At 44.0% G+C, this 21266-nt stretch carries 16 protein-coding genes; 9 read left to right on the top strand and 7 right to left on the bottom strand.

Going from position 1 to position 21266, the window contains the following annotated elements; all coding sequences use genetic code 11:
* Positions 1 to 46: 46 nt before the first annotated feature.
* The 4 genes from L3V33_RS04850 to deoD all read right to left on the bottom strand — a co-directional run bounded on the left by L3V33_RS04850 (position 47) and on the right by deoD (position 5544).
* Entirely contained in the window at positions 47 to 1627 is a 1581-nt protein-coding gene (locus L3V33_RS04850) for a GGDEF domain-containing protein (RefSeq protein ID WP_017081835.1), read from the bottom strand.
* Positions 1627 to 3096 carry a hypothetical protein gene (locus L3V33_RS04845; protein ID WP_017090319.1) on the bottom strand — a complete coding sequence of 490 codons (1470 nt, stop codon included), beginning with the start codon at positions 3094 to 3096 and terminating at the stop codon, positions 1627 to 1629. The genes L3V33_RS04850 and L3V33_RS04845 overlap by 1 nt, the downstream gene beginning before the upstream one ends.
* A 186-nt stretch (positions 3097 to 3282) precedes the next feature.
* On the bottom strand, positions 3283 to 4752 hold the full coding sequence (locus tag L3V33_RS04840; RefSeq protein ID WP_029222154.1) for a lactate dehydrogenase: 1470 nt from the start codon (positions 4750 to 4752) through the stop codon (positions 3283 to 3285).
* Between the two features lie 81 nt (positions 4753 to 4833).
* Positions 4834 to 5544, bottom strand: coding sequence for a purine-nucleoside phosphorylase (gene deoD, locus L3V33_RS04835; RefSeq protein ID WP_004732072.1), 711 nt, complete (start codon positions 5542 to 5544; stop codon positions 4834 to 4836).
* 344 nt (positions 5545 to 5888) lie between these two features.
* Here deoD and L3V33_RS04830 point away from each other — a divergent pair, with 344 nt between their 5' ends.
* Positions 5889 to 6884, top strand: a complete 996-nt coding sequence (locus tag L3V33_RS04830; RefSeq protein ID WP_237289437.1) for a L,D-transpeptidase family protein — start codon at positions 5889 to 5891, stop codon at positions 6882 to 6884.
* A gap of 146 nt (positions 6885 to 7030) precedes the next feature.
* On the opposite strand, the gene L3V33_RS04825 is transcribed toward L3V33_RS04830, so the two are convergent.
* A complete protein-coding gene (locus L3V33_RS04825) occupies positions 7031 to 7297 on the bottom strand; it encodes an Lpp/OprI family alanine-zipper lipoprotein (protein ID WP_004732066.1) in 267 nt (88 codons plus the stop codon).
* Positions 7298 to 7658: 361 nt separating this feature from the next.
* On the opposite strand from L3V33_RS04825, the gene L3V33_RS04820 reads away from it, so the two are divergent.
* A complete protein-coding gene (locus tag L3V33_RS04820) occupies positions 7659 to 8990 on the top strand; it encodes a DEAD/DEAH box helicase (protein WP_171307585.1) in 1332 nt (443 codons plus the stop codon).
* 168 nt (positions 8991 to 9158) lie between these two features.
* Here L3V33_RS04820 and L3V33_RS04815 read toward each other — a convergent pair whose 3' ends face one another.
* Complete coding sequence (locus L3V33_RS04815) at positions 9159 to 10406, bottom strand: SGNH/GDSL hydrolase family protein (RefSeq protein ID WP_237290171.1); 1248 nt, start codon at positions 10404 to 10406, stop codon at positions 9159 to 9161.
* A gap of 589 nt (positions 10407 to 10995) precedes the next feature.
* Here L3V33_RS04815 and L3V33_RS04810 point away from each other — a divergent pair.
* Both L3V33_RS04810 and L3V33_RS04805 read left to right on the top strand, forming a co-directional pair.
* A complete protein-coding gene (locus L3V33_RS04810) occupies positions 10996 to 11937 on the top strand; it encodes a triacylglycerol lipase (protein WP_237289435.1) in 942 nt (313 codons plus the stop codon).
* 39 nt (positions 11938 to 11976) lie between these two features.
* Complete coding sequence (locus L3V33_RS04805) at positions 11977 to 12870, top strand: lipase secretion chaperone (protein ID WP_237289434.1); 894 nt, start codon at positions 11977 to 11979, stop codon at positions 12868 to 12870.
* Between the two features lie 165 nt (positions 12871 to 13035).
* On the opposite strand, the gene L3V33_RS04800 is transcribed toward L3V33_RS04805, so the two are convergent.
* Entirely contained in the window at positions 13036 to 14679 is a 1644-nt protein-coding gene (locus tag L3V33_RS04800) for a methyl-accepting chemotaxis protein (protein WP_237289433.1), read from the bottom strand.
* A gap of 461 nt (positions 14680 to 15140) precedes the next feature.
* Here L3V33_RS04800 and L3V33_RS04795 point away from each other — a divergent pair, with 461 nt between their 5' ends.
* The 5 genes from L3V33_RS04795 (at position 15141) to L3V33_RS04775 (ending at position 21202) form a co-directional block, all read left to right on the top strand.
* Positions 15141 to 15962, top strand: a complete 822-nt coding sequence (locus L3V33_RS04795; protein WP_004732042.1) for a phosphate ABC transporter substrate-binding protein — start codon at positions 15141 to 15143, stop codon at positions 15960 to 15962.
* 111 nt (positions 15963 to 16073) lie between these two features.
* Positions 16074 to 17003, top strand: coding sequence for a phosphate ABC transporter permease subunit PstC (gene pstC, locus L3V33_RS04790; protein ID WP_004732040.1), 930 nt, complete (start codon positions 16074 to 16076; stop codon positions 17001 to 17003).
* A gap of 15 nt (positions 17004 to 17018) precedes the next feature.
* The gene (gene pstA / locus L3V33_RS04785; protein WP_004732038.1) at positions 17019 to 17882 is read left to right on the top strand and encodes a phosphate ABC transporter permease PstA; all 864 of its coding nucleotides are present in this window, start codon (positions 17019 to 17021) and stop codon (positions 17880 to 17882) included.
* A gap of 90 nt (positions 17883 to 17972) precedes the next feature.
* A complete protein-coding gene (gene pstB, locus L3V33_RS04780) occupies positions 17973 to 18722 on the top strand; it encodes a phosphate ABC transporter ATP-binding protein PstB (protein ID WP_004732036.1) in 750 nt (249 codons plus the stop codon).
* A 335-nt stretch (positions 18723 to 19057) separates the two neighbouring features.
* Positions 19058 to 21202, top strand: coding sequence for a GGDEF domain-containing protein (locus L3V33_RS04775; protein WP_237289431.1), 2145 nt, complete (start codon positions 19058 to 19060; stop codon positions 21200 to 21202).
* The last annotated feature ends 64 nt before the right edge of the window (positions 21203 to 21266 follow it).

The following is a 21266-nucleotide window of genomic DNA, read 5'->3' as shown; positions in this document are numbered from 1 at the left end:
AGACCTACAGACCTACAGACCTACAGACCTACAGACCTACGTGGCACTATTCTGTACACACTTGATTACGGCCGTTGGCTTTCGCTCGGTATAGCGCTTTATCGGCACGGTAGAAGGTACGCTGAGTATTTTCTCCGTCGCGATGTAAAGTGATACCGATACTCACGGTTAAACCGCGTTCTCCGAGTATTTCATGCCATCCGAATTGGAAGATACGCTCTCGATAATTTTCAGAGTGCATTTCTGCTTTCGCAAGGTCAGTGTTCTCAAGGATGACTAGGAACTCTTCTCCGCCAAACCTGACACATGACGCGCCTCTAAACTTAAAGTATGAGCGCAGCTCTTGAGAAACGCTGACAATCGCTTTATCACCCACTAAGTGGCTGAGTTCATCATTGATAGACTTAAAGTGGTCGATATCAACAACCATCAAGGCGAAAGGTGCTTCGTGAAGCAACAGGTCTTTTAGTTTCACATCTAACCATCGACGGTTGTGTAACCCGGTCAGTGGGTCGGTGAAAACATCTTGTTGTAGTTGAGCAACTGTATTCTTGTGTTGTTCAGTCGTCTCTTTGAGTTCTCTATTTTCTTGTTCAGAGAGAATGAGCTTTAGTTGTAACTCAAAACGCGACAGGCGGCGTAGTTGGCTTGCACCGAGTTCGCTGATCGGGATCTGCTTCATCAGATCCGTTTCAATTCGGTAACCTTTTTTCTCATAGCTCAGAGCTTCTTGAAAACGGCCCTGATTCATACATACGTCACTTAAAGAGTCATAGAAACGCTTTGCAAGCACTGGCGATGAGTAGGCTTTTACACGTTTGTCTGTGCTCGACAAAATCATGCTCGCATAGTCTTGCTTTCCGGTTGCACTTAGGCAATGTGCTAACTCGAGACGAGTCATGGTTGCGAGCCAACTTGCTTGAGTGCTGTTGGCTGGGTATTGAACTTTTGATAGGCAACGTAAGGCTTCATGGTATTTCTTCTTAGCACGAAGCACTTTCGCCTGGTAAAGCAATATCTGAGCAGTGAGCAGCTTGTCACTTACTAAAATACTGAGTTCTTCGCACTCATTTAGTAAATCGCTGGCCGCGGTAATGCGGTTGAGCAGAAGTAGGCTTGCTACCATATGCAGCTTGAATTTGAGGCGAAGTGAGCGACTGCTAATCGCGTGGTCTATACTGCTGATTTTTTGGTAATAGCGAAGAGCTCTGTTGTGATCGCCATAGGCATCACACAGGTTCCCCATGCCTAAAATTGCTAATACATATTCATCGATATGGCCATGTTCAACCGCGATTGTCGATGAACTGACGAATTCATTCAGTGCTGACGTGTAATCACCAATTTCAACTAAGCGGTCACTTAGGCTGGTCTTTACTGTGAGAATGTCTTCGATATCTACAGGAAGGTGGAGTAGGTCGAGTGCAAGCCTGAGTTCTTCAATACTGGTTTGATTTTGTTGCAACTCGGCACGGTACTCAGAGCTGATTATATAGCAGTGCGCTTGTTCTGTTTGCGTGGTCGAAACGTGCTGGCGAATGTGGTTCCAGAATATGATCGCTTCTTCACCCGATACCGATGAAGGATCTAAACCAGCATCTGTGATTTTGCGTAATAGGGTTTCCATTATTCTATTACCTCAGCATCGTCTTCTTCTAATTGTTCAAGAGTGAACGGGAACGTCAAAATATCATTGAGGCTGACGGTAGGTCTCGAACCTTTTAATCCTTTTCTATGCCATGGATATATTTCTAGCATGGTGCTGAGAGTTTGGAAGGTTTGTTCTGCGGCTTCGCCTTTCTCTGAAAGCATCATAGCAACACGCTCTGAACTCAGCCTAGCGATGAAGTCGTTTTGATTACACAAGGTATGAGCAATCTCGGTACAGACATCTAAGTAATCGGTATCGACATGATGGAACATAATGATGCTGTGGTTCGAACGCTTAAGTTCTGTCTTAAATAGGACCAGCTTCTCCCACCAAAAGGTTTCAGAGACGACATAAGAGAGGTGCTTTTCAGGATCGTATTCATGCTGGCCACGAATACGATTAATCAGCTTTCGTGCTCTCTGTTCAAGCTGGCGTTTTGAACTGCGCGCTTTGTCTAAACCGACACGATTAGTTTGCTCTTTAAGCATACCGATGGAATATTGACGGTATTTTTTAAAGGCAACCAACGCAGCTTTGAAATCTTGGTTTTCTTCTGCAACCAAGGATTGTTGGTAACAAATTTGGCTAAGCAACTCACCATTATCGAATTCATTTGCAGAGTGTTCAGCGAGTTTCAGCAATTCTGCCGCATGTTCTGGTCTTTTTCTCAGGAGCTCCAATCGAGCTCGACTGATGTAAGAGTGCGCTTTCATCCAAACGAGGTTGTGTTCTACGGCTAGATTGTGCGCTTTGGCTGTCGCGCGCTCTGCATCATCTAGACGTTCAAGCCCAAGCAGAGCAAGGCCTCGAAAGTCCCATACTTCGGCATGCCAAGTGTTATCTTTATGCTCTTTTAACGCTTCTTCTGCACCGTCGAGTACCGACAGCATTTCAACATAGTTGTTAAGCAGGTAGTAATCCCAAGCGAGCAGTATTCTTGCTTTGCCCTCTAGCCAACCAATGCGGCTGTTGTTAGCCACTTTAACGGCAAGCTGATGGGTAGAACGTGCAAGCTTATATTCATGAGTCATTCGCCAAATGTTGCCAAGCCCAATGAGACATTCAATTTGAATCTCGACTTCATCAACCAGTGCAGATTGCTCTAAGGCATTGATCCAGAACTGTTGGGCGGAGTAATACTTGGCTTGTCCCCAGTACTGGAGCGCGTGTAAATGGAGGATTTCAGGGAGGAAAAGGTCGGTATCTAATCGGTTCTGGCGCTTGTAGGCTTCCTTGATGTACTTCAAACCTTTTTGGTAATCCATCAGGTTCCAGCTACACCTTGCCATTAACATCAACGACTGGATAGCACCCTCTTCAAACAGAACTTGCTCCGATCGGACTAGGCACTGTTGAGCAATCTCAAGGATCACCGATGGCTCAGAGTCGACACGAGTTTTGAGTTGTTCTAGTTCTGTTTCAAGAAGGTACTGGTTTTTGTCCAAGACTTAGATCCATAATTATCGAACATATTGATAACACAATCATTATAAGTGTGTGATTTGAGATAAGCACCAATTATCTTTCTTAGAGCGTCAAAGGAACATGTATCTTTTCTAATTATGGGTGTTACCTCATGTTGTTGCTTTAAAATCAATGAGTTCCCGAATAATTATCTAGCTGATACGTGTCTATGAAAGTAGTTGCTTTAAGGTCAATGGCTGCTCTGCTACACCTAAGCGCTGCGCTGCCGTGAGCCCTTGCTTATCTTGGTAGCACAGATTGTGCCAAGCTCTGAATATGTCGAGTAATGGAAGAATGCCCCCAGGACGAAGCTTACGTCTGGGCTCATTAATGAAGCTATCAAATAACAGCTGGAAGCGTTGTTGATAGAACTTGGTTTGCTGAATTGAGGCAGTGTTAAACCACTGTTTTGGTTCTGGATTGTTACCCGTCAGGTAGCAAATACCTTTCTGATTATCACCTTGATTTGCGATAGCCCAACGATCGCGCCACCAGCTCATGTGAACGATGTCGATCTTTTCGAAACTTTGATCGTCTTGCCACCCAGGATCTTCCTCTACATACATAAGGTCAATATTTTGACTCTGAATGCGCGGCAAACATACACTTAAAGCGGCAGATCTTAGTAATGGATCTTGTGGCATATAGATAGCAACATGCTTGTCTTCATTACACATATCAAGCACATGTAAGAAGTGAGCATAGGAGGTATAAGGCGGTCGAATCAGCGCGCCTTTCGAAGGGTAGCTAAATGTGGTGAGGTTACCCATAGGATCCTCAACGTTACCTCTCGCTAGAATCACTTGGTACTGCTGTTCAATACGCTCTTTCAACTTGTCAGATGGCTGAGGTTGTTCGAGGTTCGCTTCTGATGAGTGATCTTTGGATACAAAACGCGCAACATCATCGTAAGGATTGTGGTCAACATTCCCTGAAGGCTCTTCATTTTGAGAATAGTTGACGTGTTGGCAAAGGATATAGCCAGAATGCGCCTCACCCGTTGCTATCCAAACCACACCATTGTTGCTTTGCGGTTGCAGACGTTGATAGTGAGAAGCGAATTGATAATCTTTGGCATGATTAACCCATCGTGCATCGATCATCGCTAATTTACGGCGGCAACGGCTCGCGATGTGGTCAACATGATCATAGAAAGTCTTTGGGTTGATCTCAAGTTTTCTGCAGATTTCACGTACGGAATAACCCATGAACAATAAGCCCATGAGGTTTTCTTGAAACTGAAGTTTTTTATTGGATCCAGACCACTTGTCAACGAAGGTTGACTGGCAGTCTTTACATCGATAACGCTGCCTGTCGCCACTGTAGCCGAAGGCATGGTAAAGATGTTTGTGGGTATGAACCGATAGGCCAAAGTTATCGCAATCATCATTGCGGCAAGCAGGAAGGCCATCGCTGTGAAGTTGTCGCAGGCGATGAAGTTCGCTTAACACTTCACGATTGTTAAGTAAGGGGGGGAAAGCTCCACATTCACGACAAACCATCGCTGGACGCTTAGGGTTCGCGTGTTGCAAAACATACCGTTTTGCATCGCTCAAGCCAAAGTTGTCACACGCCAATGTTTTACAAAAGTTGAGTTGCAAACCATCCGCATCTTTTGGCAGCTTGTCGTTAGACACGATCTCCCCCTCGGGATTATTTGAGCAGCCAAGTGAACTCGGCTGCGAGGTAACGCTTTTCAATGTATCTTTATCAAACAGTTAGATGTTGATTGCAGTCTCTAGAGCAACTTTCATCATGTCGTTGAAAGATTTTTGACGATCTTCAGAGCTTAATTTCTCGCCACGGATGATGTGGTCAGACACTGTTAGGATAGTTAGGGCTTTAGCACCAAGATCCGCAGCAACACCGTAGATACCAGCTGCTTCCATATCAACACCAAGGATGCCTAGCTTTTCCATTTTTTCGAAAAGGTCAGCTTCTGGAGTGTAGAAAAGGTCTGCAGAGAATACGTTACCAACTTTAACTGGAACTTCTTGTGCACGTGCTTGGTTTACAGCTTCTTCTAGAAGACCGAAATCAGCGATTGCAGCGAAGTCGTGATTGTTGAAACGAATGCGGTTTACTTTTGAGTCAGTAGAAGCACCCATACCGATAACAACGTCCATTAGTTTAACGTCGTCACGTACCGCACCACAGCTACCTACGCGAATAACGTTTTTCACGCCGTATTCAGCGATAAGCTCGTGTACGTAGATGCAGCATGATGGGATACCCATACCGTGGCCCATTACAGAAACTTTCTTACCTTTGTAAGTGCCTGTGTAACCAAACATGTTGCGAACGTCACAAACTTGCTTCACGTCATCAAGGAATGTTTCTGCAATGTATTTTGCGCGAAGCGGGTCGCCCGGCATAAGTACTGTTTCTGCGAAATCACCAGCTTGAGCATTAATATGAGGTGTAGCCATGGTCGTTCTCCAAAGTTTTAACGGCAATTATAGGAACAGGATTTATTAATTACCGTTTCTGTTGAATTGAATTCGTTTTGTTGAGGCAATATTAGCGAGTTAAAACGAGGCTCCGTGAGATGTTTGTCACAAATTTGCTCTGCCTTTAAAGTAATATTCATATAGATAACTAAATATGTTGAAAGTTTAGAGGCAATCGATTTTGTATGGTTAAATTTCGCTATGTCTAGAGGGAAAATGATGAATAAAGGCCTGTTGCATATCGGTTTGGAGCAACAATACGTTGTCGCGACGTTTGATCAGCGATAATCTAAACTTTGATAAAAGACAAACCAAGGAATTGTATGTCGTATTGCGCTAACTTGACGCCTTTGCTCGCTATGAAAACACAACTGCGCAAGATCGCTTTGCTTACTGTGAGAAAGACTTTGTTCCCTCTGGTAACAACTCTACTCGCAGGCGCGATGATTCCGTCGTGGGTGTCTGCTGCAACTTTTGAGTTGCCACCAAAAGAAAGTCGCATTGTCGGAAGAATACAACAACATGAAGTGGCTGCGGGCGAAACGTTGGCCATCATTGCTAAGCAATACGACATTGGTTTTCTCTCTTTAATGGCGGCAAACAAAGGCGTCGATCCTTTTCTTCCTGCTGAAGGTTACGTATTAAGTATTCCTAGCCGCTTGATTCTGCCGGATACACCGAGAAAAGGCATTGTGATTAACCTTGCCGAGTTGAGGTTATACTACTTTGAACCTGAGAAAAATCAGGTGCATGTATTTCCTGTTGGGATTGGTCGAGTGGGGCGAGATACGCCTGAGATGATCACTAAGATAAGCCAAAAAAGACCCAACCCGACCTGGACGCCTCCAAACTCAATTCGTAAAGAGTACTTAGAGAAAGGGATCGAGCTACCAAGAGTCGTTCCTGCTGGGCCGGAAAACCCTCTGGGCGAGTATGCGCTGCGGCTTGCTTATGGCGCTGGTGATTATCTGATACACGGCACCAATAAAGATTTTGGGATTGGCTTACGAGTCAGTTCCGGGTGTATTCGTATGGAACCTAAAGATATTGAGTGGCTTTTTGCACAGGTTAGTCGTGGTGAGAAAGTCACAATAATTGATGAGCCGATCAAAGTGTCTTTAGAGCCAGATAGAAGTGTGTTTGTTGAAGCTCACGAACCATTGACGCGAAGCGACGGCTCTAAGAAGTTATTGCAAATCCCCGTTGAATTAAAATGGTGGCTTGAAGATGCAGACCTACCAAATTCAAAAGCGAAAGCAGTCATCTTTGCTCAAAATGGTGTGCCTGTTGAAATTGCGCCACCTGTGATTGAGTTCTAATTTGCTCGGTTGTGAGTAAAGCCCCATAGCCTTCTTTTTCTTTTCCCTCAATAAAAAAACACCACCTCGAAAGAGGTGGTGTTTTCAATTTACTGCATGTATATACGTCTTTTGAAATCTACAGCTTCATTGAGTTTCTATCTCAATTACTTAGTGTAAGACTCAGCAATGTTATCGATACGGTCGTTAGCACGATCCGCTTCTTCTTTTGCTGCCATAGCCGCAGCCGATGCTTCTTGAGCTTTCATTTCAGCAGCCGCTTTGTCACTCTTAAGTGCTTCTACTTCGCTGCTTAGCTCAGCAACTTGGTTAGTTAGTTGGTCCATTTCTGATACTGCTGCTTCTTCAGGCTCTGAAGAACAACCAGCTAAAATAAATACTGAGGCTGCAGCTGCGATTAACGTCTTATTCATAAGAACTCCTTGCTTATTTATCATCAAAAGATGCGCTATACATTCTTTATCATATAGTCGCTTCATTAATGATTGTAGCGACTAATTTTTTAACTGCAAAAACAATAACTAAAGAAACTGCTTAATCTTTGAGGTAATTAGCTAAGCGTCACGTTCTGTCTCACTTCTGAGAGTAGGGGGTTCGAGGCCGTTTTGATACTACTTTGGAGAGTGCTCCCTTTGTTAGCAACGCATACAATGTTCTAGTTAACATCAGATAAAAGGATAAATTTACTGTGATCTCTATCCTTATAAAGTACTTTCGCGGTATCATGTCACGTTAAATTAATTTTATTCAATACCATCATGACTGGAGAGTCCTTTGCACTTTAAAGATTTAGGCTTAGATAACCGCTTACTGAAGAACTTAAAACATTACGACTTCAAGAAGGCGACAGAGATCCAATCAAAAGCGATCCCTGTTGCTATTGCTGGTAAGGATCTATTGGCTTCATCAAAAACGGGATCAGGTAAAACATTGGCGTTTGTGTTGCCGATGATACATAAAGCATTAAAAACAAAAGCGTTTTCTGCTAAAGATCCTCGTGGTGTAATTTTGGCTCCTACTCGTGAGCTAGCAAAACAAGTTTACGGCGAGCTGCGTAGCATGCTTGGCGGTCTGTCTTACGAAGCCACACTTATTTTGGGTGGTGAAAACTTTAACGACCAAGTTAAAGCCCTGCGTAAGTACCCTCGTTTTATTGTTGCGACTCCAGGTCGTCTGGCCGATCACCTTGAGCACCGCTCACTGTTTTTAGATGGTGTTGAAACGCTAATTCTTGATGAAGCTGACCGTATGCTGGATTTAGGCTTCGCGCCTGAATTGCGTCGCATTGCGAATGCAGCTAAGCACCGTCGTCGTCAAACGTTGATGTTTTCTGCGACGCTTGATCACGCTGAAGTGAATGGCATTGCAAATGAAATGCTAGACGCACCTAAGCGTATCTCTGTTGGTGTTTCTAACGAGCAGCACCTTGATATCACTCAGAAATTCTACCTTTGTGACCATCTCGATCATAAAGAAGCGATTTTGGATCGTGTGATTGAAGAAGCTGAATACCGTCAGGTGATGATCTTCACTGCAACTCGTGCCGATACTGATCGTTTAACGGATAAGTTAAACGAGAAGAAGCTTAAAGCCGTTGCATTGAGTGGCAACCTAAACCAAACGCAACGTAACGCGATCATGAGTCAATTTGAGCGTGCGGTTTACAAGATCTTGGTAACAACCGATGTTGCTTCGCGTGGTATCGATATTCCAAACGTAAGCCACGTTATCAACTTTGATATGCCTAAGCATACAGAAGAGTACGTGCACCGCGTTGGTCGTACTGGTCGTGCGGGTAACAAAGGTGATGCAATCTCTTTGGTTGGTCCAAAAGACTGGGACAGCTTTAAGCGTGTTGAGCTTTACCTTCAACAAGATCTTACTTTCTCTGTGCTTGACGGTCTAAAAGGTAAATTCAAAGGTATTAAGCCTCGTAAACCTGCTTTTGCTAAAGGCGGACCTGCGAAGAAGAAGACCAGCACTCAAGTTAAGAAAACGCCGAAGAAACCAGTTAAGCGTGATAAGAGCTTCCACCAAAATGTGGCAGTGGGTGATACCGTGTTTATCCCTAAGAAGAAAGTCGCACCAAAAGTGGATGACGAGTAATCAACTTGCGTGACCCAAAAGCTGATGTTTATAAAACTGATCTTTATAAAAGTTAACGTAAATAAAAACCGCCAATGATGGCGGTTTTTTTGTACCTGAACTTCGTGTAAGCCCTTAGCTTCTGGTACTTACAGACGGTATTTGATGATACTCGACGAGGTTTCCTCGTTAGAAATCAAAGGTAGAGAATGAGTACGCCAAGATATGGTCTGCGATGTATTTATGAGTAGCCGTCGTTGGATGCGTAACTCCCCAGAACACATAACTATCAGAGCCGTATGTGGCACAGTCATTGGTTAAACTATGACTGCGTAAATAGTCGGTTGATGAGCTTCTGTTGATATTTAGGCAAGCGTCACTCGCATTTCTAAAGCCATGCTGCTCAGGGTTATCGGTAATACTCGCGAAGAGTGCACTTGCATCGAATAACACCACGTTTTTCCCCATACCTTGATAATATTCGGCTTGGGCTTTGATGAATTGGTTGAATTCTAATATCTTGCCACGAACTTTAATGATCTCTTGCTCGGTCGAGTATTTAAATTGCGGCGCTTTGGTCGCATCGGGCAATGTGAACAACAAGATATTGTTCGCTCCAGACTCTGTTAATCGAATCAAAGCGCTGCTGAAATCAGCTTTTACATCAGCGACTTCTCGGTCGTAGTTCATGAAATCATTCAGACCAAACTCCAAAGTGAATAACGAGTTCTCAGGGCGATAATTTTTAGCCACTTTCATGTAGGTTAAGTAAGACGTGACTTGATCATAGACGCCAGTCAGTGCGACGTATTGATTGGTTCCTGCTGCGCCACCCACGGCCCAGTTATAAAGAGGAACGTCTTTCGCTTTGGCTAAATATTCGGTCCAGACTAAACCGTTTGAAAAGTGTCCTAGAAACCATGAGTTCGCATTTGGGAAAACCCATTGAGAGCCATTAAATAGGTTGCCAGTGTCAGAGAGGCTATCACCAAAAGTGACAATGCGATTGATGGTATTGGTTTGAACAGCGTTATCGTTGGTCCAGATGGAGTGATTGTAAGAGAAGCGATTGTCTGCGGCAAAGTAGGTAATGTCAGCGGCGTCATGTTGGATGCCGAGAGTCTGCTCACAACGCTGTTTGATTTCAGACTGTGGGGTATCACTGTAGAACATGTTCTTGAAAGAAACGGAAGACCACCAATATCCGTTGACCGTGTAATCGTCGCCGTTTTCTTTTTTCGCCCATTTCCAATCGGTGGCTGCAGAGTCGTGCGATGCATCGGTTCGATACCAACATCGAACATAAGAATAAGTTTCTGAACCTTGTGTGCTGAGCACTTGTGCTGATGTCATCGATTCTGGTGTCGGTATCGAGTCATCTGCAGCATAAGCCCCAAATGGTATGGTTAACGCGAGTATTAAAGCCGTATTTTTCATCACTGTATTCTCTTTGATATTTAGTGAGCCAAACAAAAACGTTGTTACTTGTTGTCTATTGCTTGTTACCTATTGTTTGTTGCCTCTTGCCTCTTGCCTCTTGCTTGTTGATAAGTGGATAAGTAAATAACTGGTACGACCTATATCGAAAATCAATAATTATCGTCAATACATTCAGGTTGTTGGCGTTCCATAATTGGTATAAGTATCAACTTTCCAACGACTTTCTAATTGAAAAATAATCAACTCGAAGCGAGAGATTTATCATTTAATATTCGATTTCTGAGAGCTACTACTCGCCAGTTTGTCGGCGTAGATCTAAAAGAGGTGAGCCGTTTTCGTGAATGTCGGGCTTATCTTTGGTCAAGATAATTGAAGTTTTAGCATCATTGGTTTTCGTTAAATGTTAATTTAATCAATAACTTATGGCGTGGACGTTTGGGCTGGTTCTAATTTGTCTAATGTTCATCACAACTGTTTAATTCAAGTTCAATATCACAAATATCAAGTTGTTATTTTCTGTTTTATAAAATCATCTACTACGGTTCTCCTTACTCATCAGAGGTCTAATCTGTTTAAGGAAAGAGCATTGAAAAAGATATTAATTTGGACGATAGCCTGCCTATCCAGTTTTGGTGTCTATGCCGGAACGAGCGCATCGGCGTTAGAAGCCAGCGGATACACGGAAACGAAATATCCCATTATGTTGGTACATGGTTTGTTTGGTTTCGATACATTAGCGGGTGTCGACTACTTCTATGGCGTACCTGAATCCCTAACCAAAGATGGTGCGAGCGTCTATGTCGCTCAGGTATCAGCGACCAACAGCTCTGAAGTGCGTGGCGAGCAATTGCTAGCTCAAGTTGAAACACTGTTAGCCGCGACCGGGGCAAGTAAGGTGAATCTGGTCGGTCACAGCCATGGCGGACCGACAGCACGTTATGTAGCATCAGTTCGTCCTGATCTGGTTGCCTCGGTGACAAGCATTGGTGGCGTCCATAAAGGATCTAAAGTTGCCGATTTCGTGCGTGGAAGCGTATCAGAAGGCTCAGCTGCGGAAGGTATTGCGGTTAAGTTGGCTGGTGGATTGACTACGCTCATCAACCTGTTATCTGGTGGAACGGATCTTGATCAAGATGGCCTTGCTTCCCTTAAAGCGTTGACCACTGAAGGTTCGCTTGCATTCAATCAGTTTTACCCTGAAGGCGTTCCGACGTCAGCGTGTGGTGATGGTGAATGGCAAGCAAACAACGGTGTTTATTACTATTCATGGACAGGATCTTCCACTTTTACCAACCTTCTTGATCCTACCGACGGAGCGATGACAATCCTTGGTCTAGCCTTTAATGAACCTAATGACGGGTTAGTGGGAGCGTGTAGCGCGCATTTGGGCAAAGTGATTGGTGATGATTACAAAATGAACCACCTAGACGAGATTAATGGGTTGTTGGGTATCCATCATCTCTTTGAGACTGATCCCGTGACGCTATATCGCCAACACGCAAATCGATTGAAGTTGGCTGGCCTGTAAGTCGCGCTGCCCATAAGTTAAGATCATAAGGAAAATATAATGAAAAAGACCGCCATTTTGTCGATAACCACGATAGCCCTGATGAGCACAGCGGCGGTCTTTTTATATCTAAAGAAGGAAGATACAAGTTCATATAATAACAACGAACAAAGCGCTTCTTCATTGAAGGTTAGCTCTCAACAAGATACCGAAATCGATAGTGCGTCAGCCAAAGACATGATGGAATATTTCGTGTCAGGCAATACCGAATTAACCCTTGAAGATATTCGTGACAATGTGGCAAAACACCACGAGCAATCCCAAGCTACGACTGTCGATGAAGCACTGTTTGCCAAGTATCTTGAGTACAAGTCGGCACTGACATCATTAGACGTGCAATTTGACACCACATCAATATCCGCTGAGGACCTACGCGCACTGAATCAAGCGTTGCTCGATCTCCAATCTCAATTTTTCAGTGAGAGCGAGATAAGTATTCTATTTACCCATGACAACAGAATGAGGGAAATCGCTTTAGAAAAGCTACTTCTAAAACAAGAAGGGCTAGACGAATCAGAATATCAGCAAAGGCTTGAGTCTTATCTATCTGAGCAGCCAGATTACGTTCAAACGAGCCATCAGAATCAGGTATTGCTCCCACAGCTATCCAGTTCAGAGGGTCTAGACGAACAAGGTAAATACTTGAAGAGAAATGAACTGGTCGGCGAAGAAGCGACGCAGCGGCTGGAAGCGCTTGATCAACAAAGAGAGAGCTTTGAAGGAGCTTTAGAAATTTACTTTGTTGAACGAAATGACATTTTGAATGACTCAGCACTCTCAGAAATTGAACAAAAAGAGACGATTGCCCAGCTTAGAGAAGCTCATTTTCAGCCACAACAGCTTAGAAGGGTAGAAGCGATTGAAAGAATCAGAGCTGCTGAGCTCGGTCAGTAAGGTTTGCTGAGTCAGTAGAGGGTCTATCAAAAATAAAAAACCAGTCACGAGGACTGGTTTTTGTTATGAGGTGAGTTGTAACGTAAATAAAGCTAAGTGTCTTTATTTCTCAAACCCTAAAATTTATGCGTTAAACCTTACTCCCTTAACTTAATACCTTAAACCCTATACCTTAAAATAATCCAACTGCTGCTTTTGCTGCTCGGCAAGGTTAGATAGCTCGTGGCTTGCTGCAGCGGCTTGGGTAATGCCGGTTACGTTTTGGCTTACTAGGCTGTAGATATTTGAGATATTACGGTTGATGTCTGCAGTGACTTGGCTTTGTTCTTCTGCGGCAGAGGCAACCTGAGTGTTGATTTCTGTCATGTCGGTTACTGAGTTAGCAATACCAGAAAGGGCTGCGCTCACCTCGCCTGAGAGCGTTTGGTTGTGTTCTAACATAGACAGTGAACTGCTCATGCTTTCATTGGCGTTGCCCGATTGAACTTGCAAACCTTCGATGATCGCTTGGATCTCTTTGGTTGAATCTTGTGTGCGGGCCGCCAGCATTCGAACTTCATCGGCTACAACTGCGAAACCACGGCCACTTTCACCAGCACGAGCTGCTTCGATTGCTGCATTAAGCGCAAGGAGGTTAGTTTGCTCTGAGATGCTTTGAATCACCTCTATCACTTTACCTATTTGCTCTGAGTGCTCTTTTAGCGTACCTACAACGTTTGCCGCTTCGCTAAGCTGAATCGCCATTTGCTCGTTTGCTTGGTTGCTCTCATTAAACAAGCTCATGCTTTGCGTCGCCATTTCATCCGCTTGCTTAGACGCTGAATCGGCTTGTACTGCGTTCTCGTTAACGTGTGCAGCTGTGCTCTCAAGTTGGTTCACGGCAGAAGCAACTTGCTCCACTTCTTGCTTCTCTTGGTCTGAGTTAGCGCTTGATTGCGTCATTACTGCTGCCAGTTCTGTAGAAGCAGATGCCACTTCGATACTGATTCGAGAAAGCGAACTTACCGTGTCGCGCAATTGCTCAATCGACTTGTTGACGTCTTGGGCAAGGCGAGAGATCTCGTTATCGCCATACTCTTCAGCTTTAACCAGCAGGTTGCCTTTGGCTACTTCACGCATGGTTTCTTGGATATTGCTAAGCGGCTTAACAATAATGCCAGCCAGCGTCCAACTGATGATTAATGCGATAGAAAGAATCACTAGAAGGGCAATGGTTGCCGTATTTAGTGTGCTGGTGTGTTGTTGGCCATTGATGTCGACTTCTTGAGTGGCAAGCAAGTTGAGCTTTTTAGAAAGCGTGTTGATTGCTTGCACCATGTCATTACCCGCGTGACGGTATTGGTCAATTGCGATCTGATAGCGGTTATCAAAATCTGAAGCGAGTGATGCATCGCCGTGTTTCGCTCTTAATAGAGGAAGCATGGTGGTGCGAGAAAAGTCAACGTAGTGATTCATCGCTTTGCTCATTGCGGCTACTTCATCTTGCATGCCTGGTACGGTATCAAGCGAGTTCAGTAGACGAGTATTTTGGTCACGTTTTTGATTTAGCGTTTCGACAAGCGTTTTGACGTCGTCAGGATTAAATAAGCTATAGATAGCCTTGATGCGCATGCCGTAGCTGTTGTCGACGATTTCGCTAAGTTCTTCTTTATGTAGAATCAGTTGATCTGTTGCTGTTGATACATCTTTAAAAGCATTTTCCAGTTTGTCACCACCGATAATGACACCCGTCAAAAGTAGTACGACGGAAAAGAGTACTGGAATCAGAATTTGTATTTTGATTGATAAGCCACTGAGAAGTTGGCGCATGTATTGTCCTTCTTTGAATAAGTAAATGAGCAGAAGCAATTGTTATTATTGTTATTAACCAGTGATTCTAACTATTGAGAATGACAATTCAATCAGTAATAGATGCTATTTTTATATATGCGATAGATATTTCATAAATTCTGATTATTTATCGTACAAACAAGGCTTTAGCCATTTTTAAGATAGGGTTATTTGACGAGGAACCTTGTGCGGTATTAGGTAATGACAGGGGGCGAGATATTGAGCGGTTTGGCTTAAATAAGTTGGAATGAATATTCAGTGCCTATGAGTGAGGCTAATTTATTGCTTCAAGGCTATTTGGTAGGGGGAAAACAAGAAAATAAATTGTAGTTGTCATATAGGCTTCAATTAAGTGAAACACAACTGTCACATTCGGATTCTAAAGTAGGCCTCGTTCAAGCAAAACATTACGGCAATAACGCCACTAAAGGAAATTTGTGATGAAAAAGACAGTTATCGGTGCAATCGCACTACTAGGCGCTCTAACAGTGAATACAGCTTCAGCTAAAGAAACTATCTCTGTAGTTGGCTCTAACAGTGCTTCTCCACTGGTTGAAGTTTTTGCAGAAACCTACATGAATAAAGGCGAACCAGTGTTCATCGAAATTCAAGCACCAGGTTCTTCTGCAGGCATCAAAGCAGCAAAAAATGGAAGTGCTGACCTTGGTATCTCTTCTCGTGACCTAAAAGAAGAAGAGAAAACAGCTGACCTGAAAGAGCTCGTCATCGCTCGTGACGGTATCGCAGTTGTTGTTAACCCAAATAACGAAGTATCTGCTCTTACAGCTGAGCAAATCACTTCAATCTACAAAGGCGACATCACTAACTGGAAAGATGTTGGTGGTGCTGACAAGCCAATCGTAGCAATCACTCGTGATACTGCATCTGGTACACGTGGTGCATTCGAAGACATCATGAAGCTTAAGAAGAAGATTGGCGACAAGAAAGTATCGGCTATCTCTCAACGTGCACAAGTTGCAAACGGTAACGGCGCACTTAAAGTTTCTGTAGCAAGCAACCCATACGCTATCGGCTTCATCTCTCTTGGTACTGTAGATAACACAGTTCAAGCTCTAACTATCGATGGCGCAGCAGCATCAGTTGAGAACGTAAAGAACGGTTCTTACAAAGTTGCTCGTCCTTTCCTAGTTCTTTACAAAGCCGGCGCTCCAACAGCTGAAACTCAACAATTCCTAGATTGGATGGTTGCAGATGAAGCTCAAGCTATCGCTGACAAGAAAGGCTACATCACAGTTAACTAATCTTAACTGACCAACACTTAATTATTGCTCAGCCTAACTTAGGCTGAGCCTTTTCTTTCAACTTTGTCTATTTCGAGCTCTTGTTGAGCCACAAAGTTTGAGATTTTATATATGACCATCGCAAATAGTGAAAAGCTTATGAATACTGAAGCGACTCAAATCAACAAGCCAAGTCTACGTGCTAAGAAGCGCATCGACTGGAGAGAAAGAATCTTCCACGGCTTGTTCTTATCGAGTGCTGTAATCGGCATCGTATCACTAGCCGTTATCGCTTACTTTATCGTTGCAGAGAGTATCCCTGCATTCCAAGAGGCTGGTGTTTCTGGCATCGTTCTGGGTGTGGATTGGTTACCTCCAGCTCTATTCGGTGTTGCAACAATGATTGTTGCATCGATTGTTTCGACACTTGGAGCTGTAGTTGTTGGTGTACCAGTTGGTGTATTAACCGCTATTTTTATTGCTGAGATTGCTCCAAAGCGTCTTGCCGATATTATTCGACCAGCAGTTGAGCTTCTAGCGGGTATCCCGTCGGTAGTTTACGGCTTCTTCGGTCTAGTAATCATCGTTCCTATGATTCAGAACATCTTCCAAGTACCAGCGGGTAACACTATCTTCGCGGGTATCATTGTTCTGGGTATCATGATTCTTCCTACCGTTATTACGGTTTCTGAAACTTCGATCCGCGCTGTACCTCGTACGTACAAAGAAGGTTCACTGGCACTGGGTGCTTCGAAAATCTACACGATTTTTAAGTTACTCGTTCCTGCTGCACGTTCAGGCATTATGACGGGTGTGATTCTGGGTATCGGTCGCGCACTTGGCGAAACGATGGCAATCATCATGGTGATGGGTAATGCGCCAGCAATGCCAGAAGGTATTTTGGATTCGGCTCGTACGCTAACCGCAAACATTGCTATTGAAATGTCTTACGCAAGTGGTATTCACGCGAGTGCACTTTACGCAACCGGCGTTGTGCTTCTGGTATTCATCATGATGTTAAATGGTGCTCTGCTTTATCTTAATCGTGAAAAAACGAAGTAGGCGAGGATAAGTAATATGGATCGCGTAAAACTAAAACAAGCACGTCAAATGAAAGATAATGTCTTGAAAGGCTTTATCTGGGCGGCAGCAGCAGTCACCGTTGGTTTCTTATTCTGGATCATTTGGTACATCTTATCGAATGGCCTGCAATACGTAGACTGGAACTTCATTACCGACGACTACACTCGTACCGGTGAAGAACGTGGTATTTTCCCAATGATCATCGCCACGATCTACATGGTTATCGCATCGATTGCAGTGGCGGCGCCACTCGGCATTATGACGGCGATATACCTAACCGAATACGCTAAAGTGGGCAGCAAACTGGTTAAAGTGATTCGTTTCTGTACCGAATCTTTAGCAGGTATTCCGTCGATTATCTTTGGTCTGTTTGGTATGACCTTCTTTGTTTCGATTCTCGGTCTTGGCTTCTCGATTTTGTCGGGTGCATTAACGCTGAGTATTCTAATTCTTCCTGTAATCATTCGTACTACAGAAGAAGCATTGATGTCAGTACCACAAACTTATCGTGAAGGCTCATACGGCCTTGGCGCTTCAAAAATCTACACTATCTGGCGTTTGATCTTACCAAGCGCAATGCCAGGTATCTTAACTTCGGTCATTCTTAGTATTGGTCGTGTAATTGGCGAATCAGCACCTGTGTTCTTAACAGCAGGTATGGTGGCACGTGTTCCTGAATCGGTATTTGATTCTGGCCGTACACTAACGGTTCACCTATATAAGCTGACAACAGAGCTATTTACTATCGATGAGTGGAACCAAGCCTACGGCACGGCAACAGTCCTAATCGTATTGGTTCTCTTGATCAACATGGTTACAAAACTGATTGCGAGACGCTTCAACACGGCAACTTACTAAGCTCATTAGCTGGCTCAACAATAAAAAGAGCCTCCGTGATAAAGAAAGCATCAAGTTAGACACGAATTTAAGAATTTAGAGAAGACGAAAATGAACAAATTTGATATTGAGAACCTAGATCTGTTTTACGGTGACAACCAAGCGCTTAAGTCTATTAATCTGCCAATTCCAACACGTCAGGTAACGGCTTTGATTGGCCCATCTGGTTGTGGTAAATCGACACTGCTACGTTGTTTAAACCGCATGAATGACCTAATTGAAGGCGTTACTATTAAAGGTAAGCTGGATATGGATGGCACGAACATCTACGGTAACATTGATGTGGCTGACCTGCGTATTCGCGTAGGTATGGTATTCCAAAAGCCAAACCCATTCCCAATGAGCATCTACGAGAATGTAGCTTACGGCTTACGTGCTCAAGGTATCAAAGACAAGAAACACATTGATGAAGTAGTAGAAAGCTCACTACGCAGTGCGGCACTTTGGGATGAAGTGAAAGACCGTCTTAAAGCACACGCGTTTGGTTTGTCTGGTGGTCAACAACAGCGTCTATGTATCGCTCGTACCATTGCAATGGAGCCGGATGTAATCCTGATGGATGAGCCTACATCGGCACTCGATCCAATCGCGACACACAAAATTGAAGAGTTGATGGAAGATCTGAAGAAAGACTTCACTATCGTTATCGTAACGCACTCAATGCAGCAAGCGCGTCGTATTTCAGACCGCACGGCTTTCTTCCTAATGGGAGAGCTTGTAGAGCACAACGAAACGAGTGTTATCTTCAGCGAACCAAAAGATGATCGTACTAAAGGTTACGTAAACGGTGACTTTGGTTAATTCGATTAACTCAGTGCTGTTTTAGGTTTTTAAAGGGCAGCACGCTAACTGAAACGCAGGTTAGATAATCGAATAGATCGACAGAATTATCACTATAACTATAAGCGATGGAAGTTTTGCCCCACTCTAATGTGGGGCTTTTTTATGTCGTTAAAAAAGTCTTAATGTCGATGAAATTTTGGGCAGGAAATCCCATTTTTGTCGTCCTTCTCATGCTTGTGATAATGTAAAAAGTGAAATTGCGACCCGCTTAACATCTCATTTTTAGTTACATTGATTGCATATCAAGGCTTCGGTATTTTTGCTTCAATCTCATTAGCCAATGGACGGAAGCTGTGCCTGTTAAAGCCTTTGCAAAACAAATATCTGCTACTCGCGACCATCGTCTGTTGGCTGAATCTCTTTTTGGTTACCTTGTTGAGGTACTTTCTCCAAAAGGGATAGGAGTATTTGCCGAGCCAACACCAGAAGGCGATTCGTTACCTTTGTTTTCTTGCGGTAAGCTAACCTCCCTCGACAAGTATCCCTCAACCTTTTGGCCTTGGGTTTCGCAGTTTGATACCGCGGATGGTGTGCTTCCAATGTCTATCAATACTTGTAAGTGGGAACACATGGAGGTGCTGGGTGGTGAGTCGTTCATCATGATGCTCGACAACGCGTCTGCCTGCAGAACTTATTTAATTGTTCAAAATTGCAATGCTCAGCAGATAAACCAAACCTTCGACCAAGATCTTGATGTCCTTCAGCTAGCCGCAGCTCGCTGGCAGTGTATTCGTGCGGAAAAGAACGCTGCGCTGGAGATAAAATACAGAGACACACGTGAAGCGCAGTATCTTGATGAGATAAAGCTACGTGAGCTATTTGTAGAGAACATGAAGTTGGTTCATCAGGTTGCGTTAGAGCTTTCTAATCCTGAGTCGTTGGATGCATTGTATAAAGCGTCAGTAGAAGCCGTGCGCGACCGTCTAGGCTTTGACCGTGCGATCTTCATGTTACTCGATATGAAAAAGCGTTGCTTTAGCGGCACTTATGGTACTGATGAGGCTGGTAAAACCAACAGCGAACATCATACTCAGTACGACTTACATCAACTTGAAGCCGAATACATTGAGGCGTTGTCTGACAATCACATCAACCTAGTTATTATTGAGAAAGCGCCGCTATACACCGAAGGCAAAGTCGTAGGGCAAGGTTGGAATGGCATGTTGATCTTACGTGAAGGAGATAAACCCGTCGGTTGGATTGCAATGGACAATTATATTCACCGTTCACCCATCACTAATTATCAAAAGCAGATGCTTGAATCATTCGGATCTCTGCTTTCTCAGATCTACATTCGCAAGCGTCAAGAACAAAACATACGCATGTTGCACTCAAGTATGGTGGAGCTGTCTCGTTGCGATAGCGTCAGTGAAGTGTGCAAATCGGCGGTAAGCTTTGCGATTCAGCATTTAGGCATTGATCGATTGGCGGTTTTCCTCACCGATAAAAATTGCAGTTACATGCAAGGCACGTGGGGCACTGACATAAAAGGCGACATTGTCGATGAATCTTATTATCGCTCTGAGCTGGTGGAGCGTGACATTGTTGCAGCAGCTCGCGCTTGTCCTAATCAAGTCGCCTTTGAAGAATCGGTGCCTATCTATCACGATTTCAATATTGTGGGAGTCGGTTGGACGGCAATGACGATGCTCACCACCAATACGGGTGAGCCGATTGCGTTTATAGCCGCGGACAATTTGTTAACTCGCAGCCCTTTAACCTCACAACTGCGTGAAGTGATACGTATCTTCGCTTCTAGTTTAGCTGAGGTGCTACAGAGAACCATGGCGCAAGAGGAGCTCAAAAAGCTTAATGAGACGCTCGAGCAAGAGGTCAGTAAGCGCACTCAAGAACTTGAACGAGCCAATGAGCAGTTGGATATCATCTCTAAGCTTGACCCTCTGACACGTCTTGGAAATCGGCGTATGTTGTCGCAGGTGTTAGATGATCTAAATTGCGACGATCAAGGGGCGTTTGCCATACAAAATGAAGTCACATTCGGATTGATTCTTGTCGACCTTGATCATTTTGGTTTGTACAACACGGTTTATGGGCATACGGAAGGTGACGCTGCTCTGCGCACTATCGGCAAGATACTTAATGCCCATGTTCATAGCGATAAGGAAACCTTTTGTCGTATTGGCGGTGAGGAGTTTATGTTGTTGATGATCGGCACTCATCACTCTGAAACTAAACAGCGTGCAGAGTCGATCAGAAAATGCATTGAAGAGGCGAAGATCCTTCATTGTGAAAGCAGCACTAGCCAATACTTAACCGCATCTGTCGGTTATGCTTCAATCACCTCTGATCAACGCCAATTCGACTTCGATCTACTGTATGGCAAGGCAGACAAAGCTTTGTATCAAGCCAAAGATTCAGGGCGAAATCGAATTGTCTCTGCTCTAAAGCGAAGAAAGGTCGCGACGCCACTGATTTAATCTGGCGTTTATTTTTCCCTATCTCAAAAACGACTGAAGCCGTGATGTTCACAATGTGGTCATC

Source organism: Vibrio sp. A2-1, assembly GCF_021728355.1.
Taxonomy (GTDB): domain Bacteria; phylum Pseudomonadota; class Gammaproteobacteria; order Enterobacterales; family Vibrionaceae; genus Vibrio; species Vibrio splendidus_K.
The sequence above is the reverse complement of the archived record's forward strand: the minus strand, read 5'-3'. Positions and strand labels throughout refer to the sequence as shown.

Bases quoted from the DNA above. Each gene is read 5' to 3' on its own strand.
- L3V33_RS04850 (WP_017081835.1), bottom strand. From the start codon at position 1,627: ATGGAAACCCTATTACGCAAAATCACAGATGCTGGTTTAGATCCTTCA.
- deoD (WP_004732072.1), bottom strand. From the start codon at position 5,544: ATGGCTACACCTCATATTAATGCTCAAGCTGGTGATTTCGCAGAAACA.
- L3V33_RS04830 (WP_237289437.1), top strand. From the start codon at position 5,889: ATGTCGTATTGCGCTAACTTGACGCCTTTGCTCGCTATGAAAACACAA.
- L3V33_RS04825 (WP_004732066.1), bottom strand. From the start codon at position 7,297: ATGAATAAGACGTTAATCGCAGCTGCAGCCTCAGTATTTATTTTAGCT.
- L3V33_RS04815 (WP_237290171.1), bottom strand. From the start codon at position 10,406: ATGAAAAATACGGCTTTAATACTCGCGTTAACCATACCATTTGGGGCT.
- L3V33_RS04805 (WP_237289434.1), top strand. From the start codon at position 11,977: ATGAAAAAGACCGCCATTTTGTCGATAACCACGATAGCCCTGATGAGC.
- L3V33_RS04800 (WP_237289433.1), bottom strand. From the start codon at position 14,679: ATGCGCCAACTTCTCAGTGGCTTATCAATCAAAATACAAATTCTGATT.
- L3V33_RS04795 (WP_004732042.1), top strand. From the start codon at position 15,141: ATGAAAAAGACAGTTATCGGTGCAATCGCACTACTAGGCGCTCTAACA.
- pstC (WP_004732040.1), top strand. From the start codon at position 16,074: ATGACCATCGCAAATAGTGAAAAGCTTATGAATACTGAAGCGACTCAA.
- pstA (WP_004732038.1), top strand. From the start codon at position 17,019: ATGGATCGCGTAAAACTAAAACAAGCACGTCAAATGAAAGATAATGTC.
- pstB (WP_004732036.1), top strand. From the start codon at position 17,973: ATGAACAAATTTGATATTGAGAACCTAGATCTGTTTTACGGTGACAAC.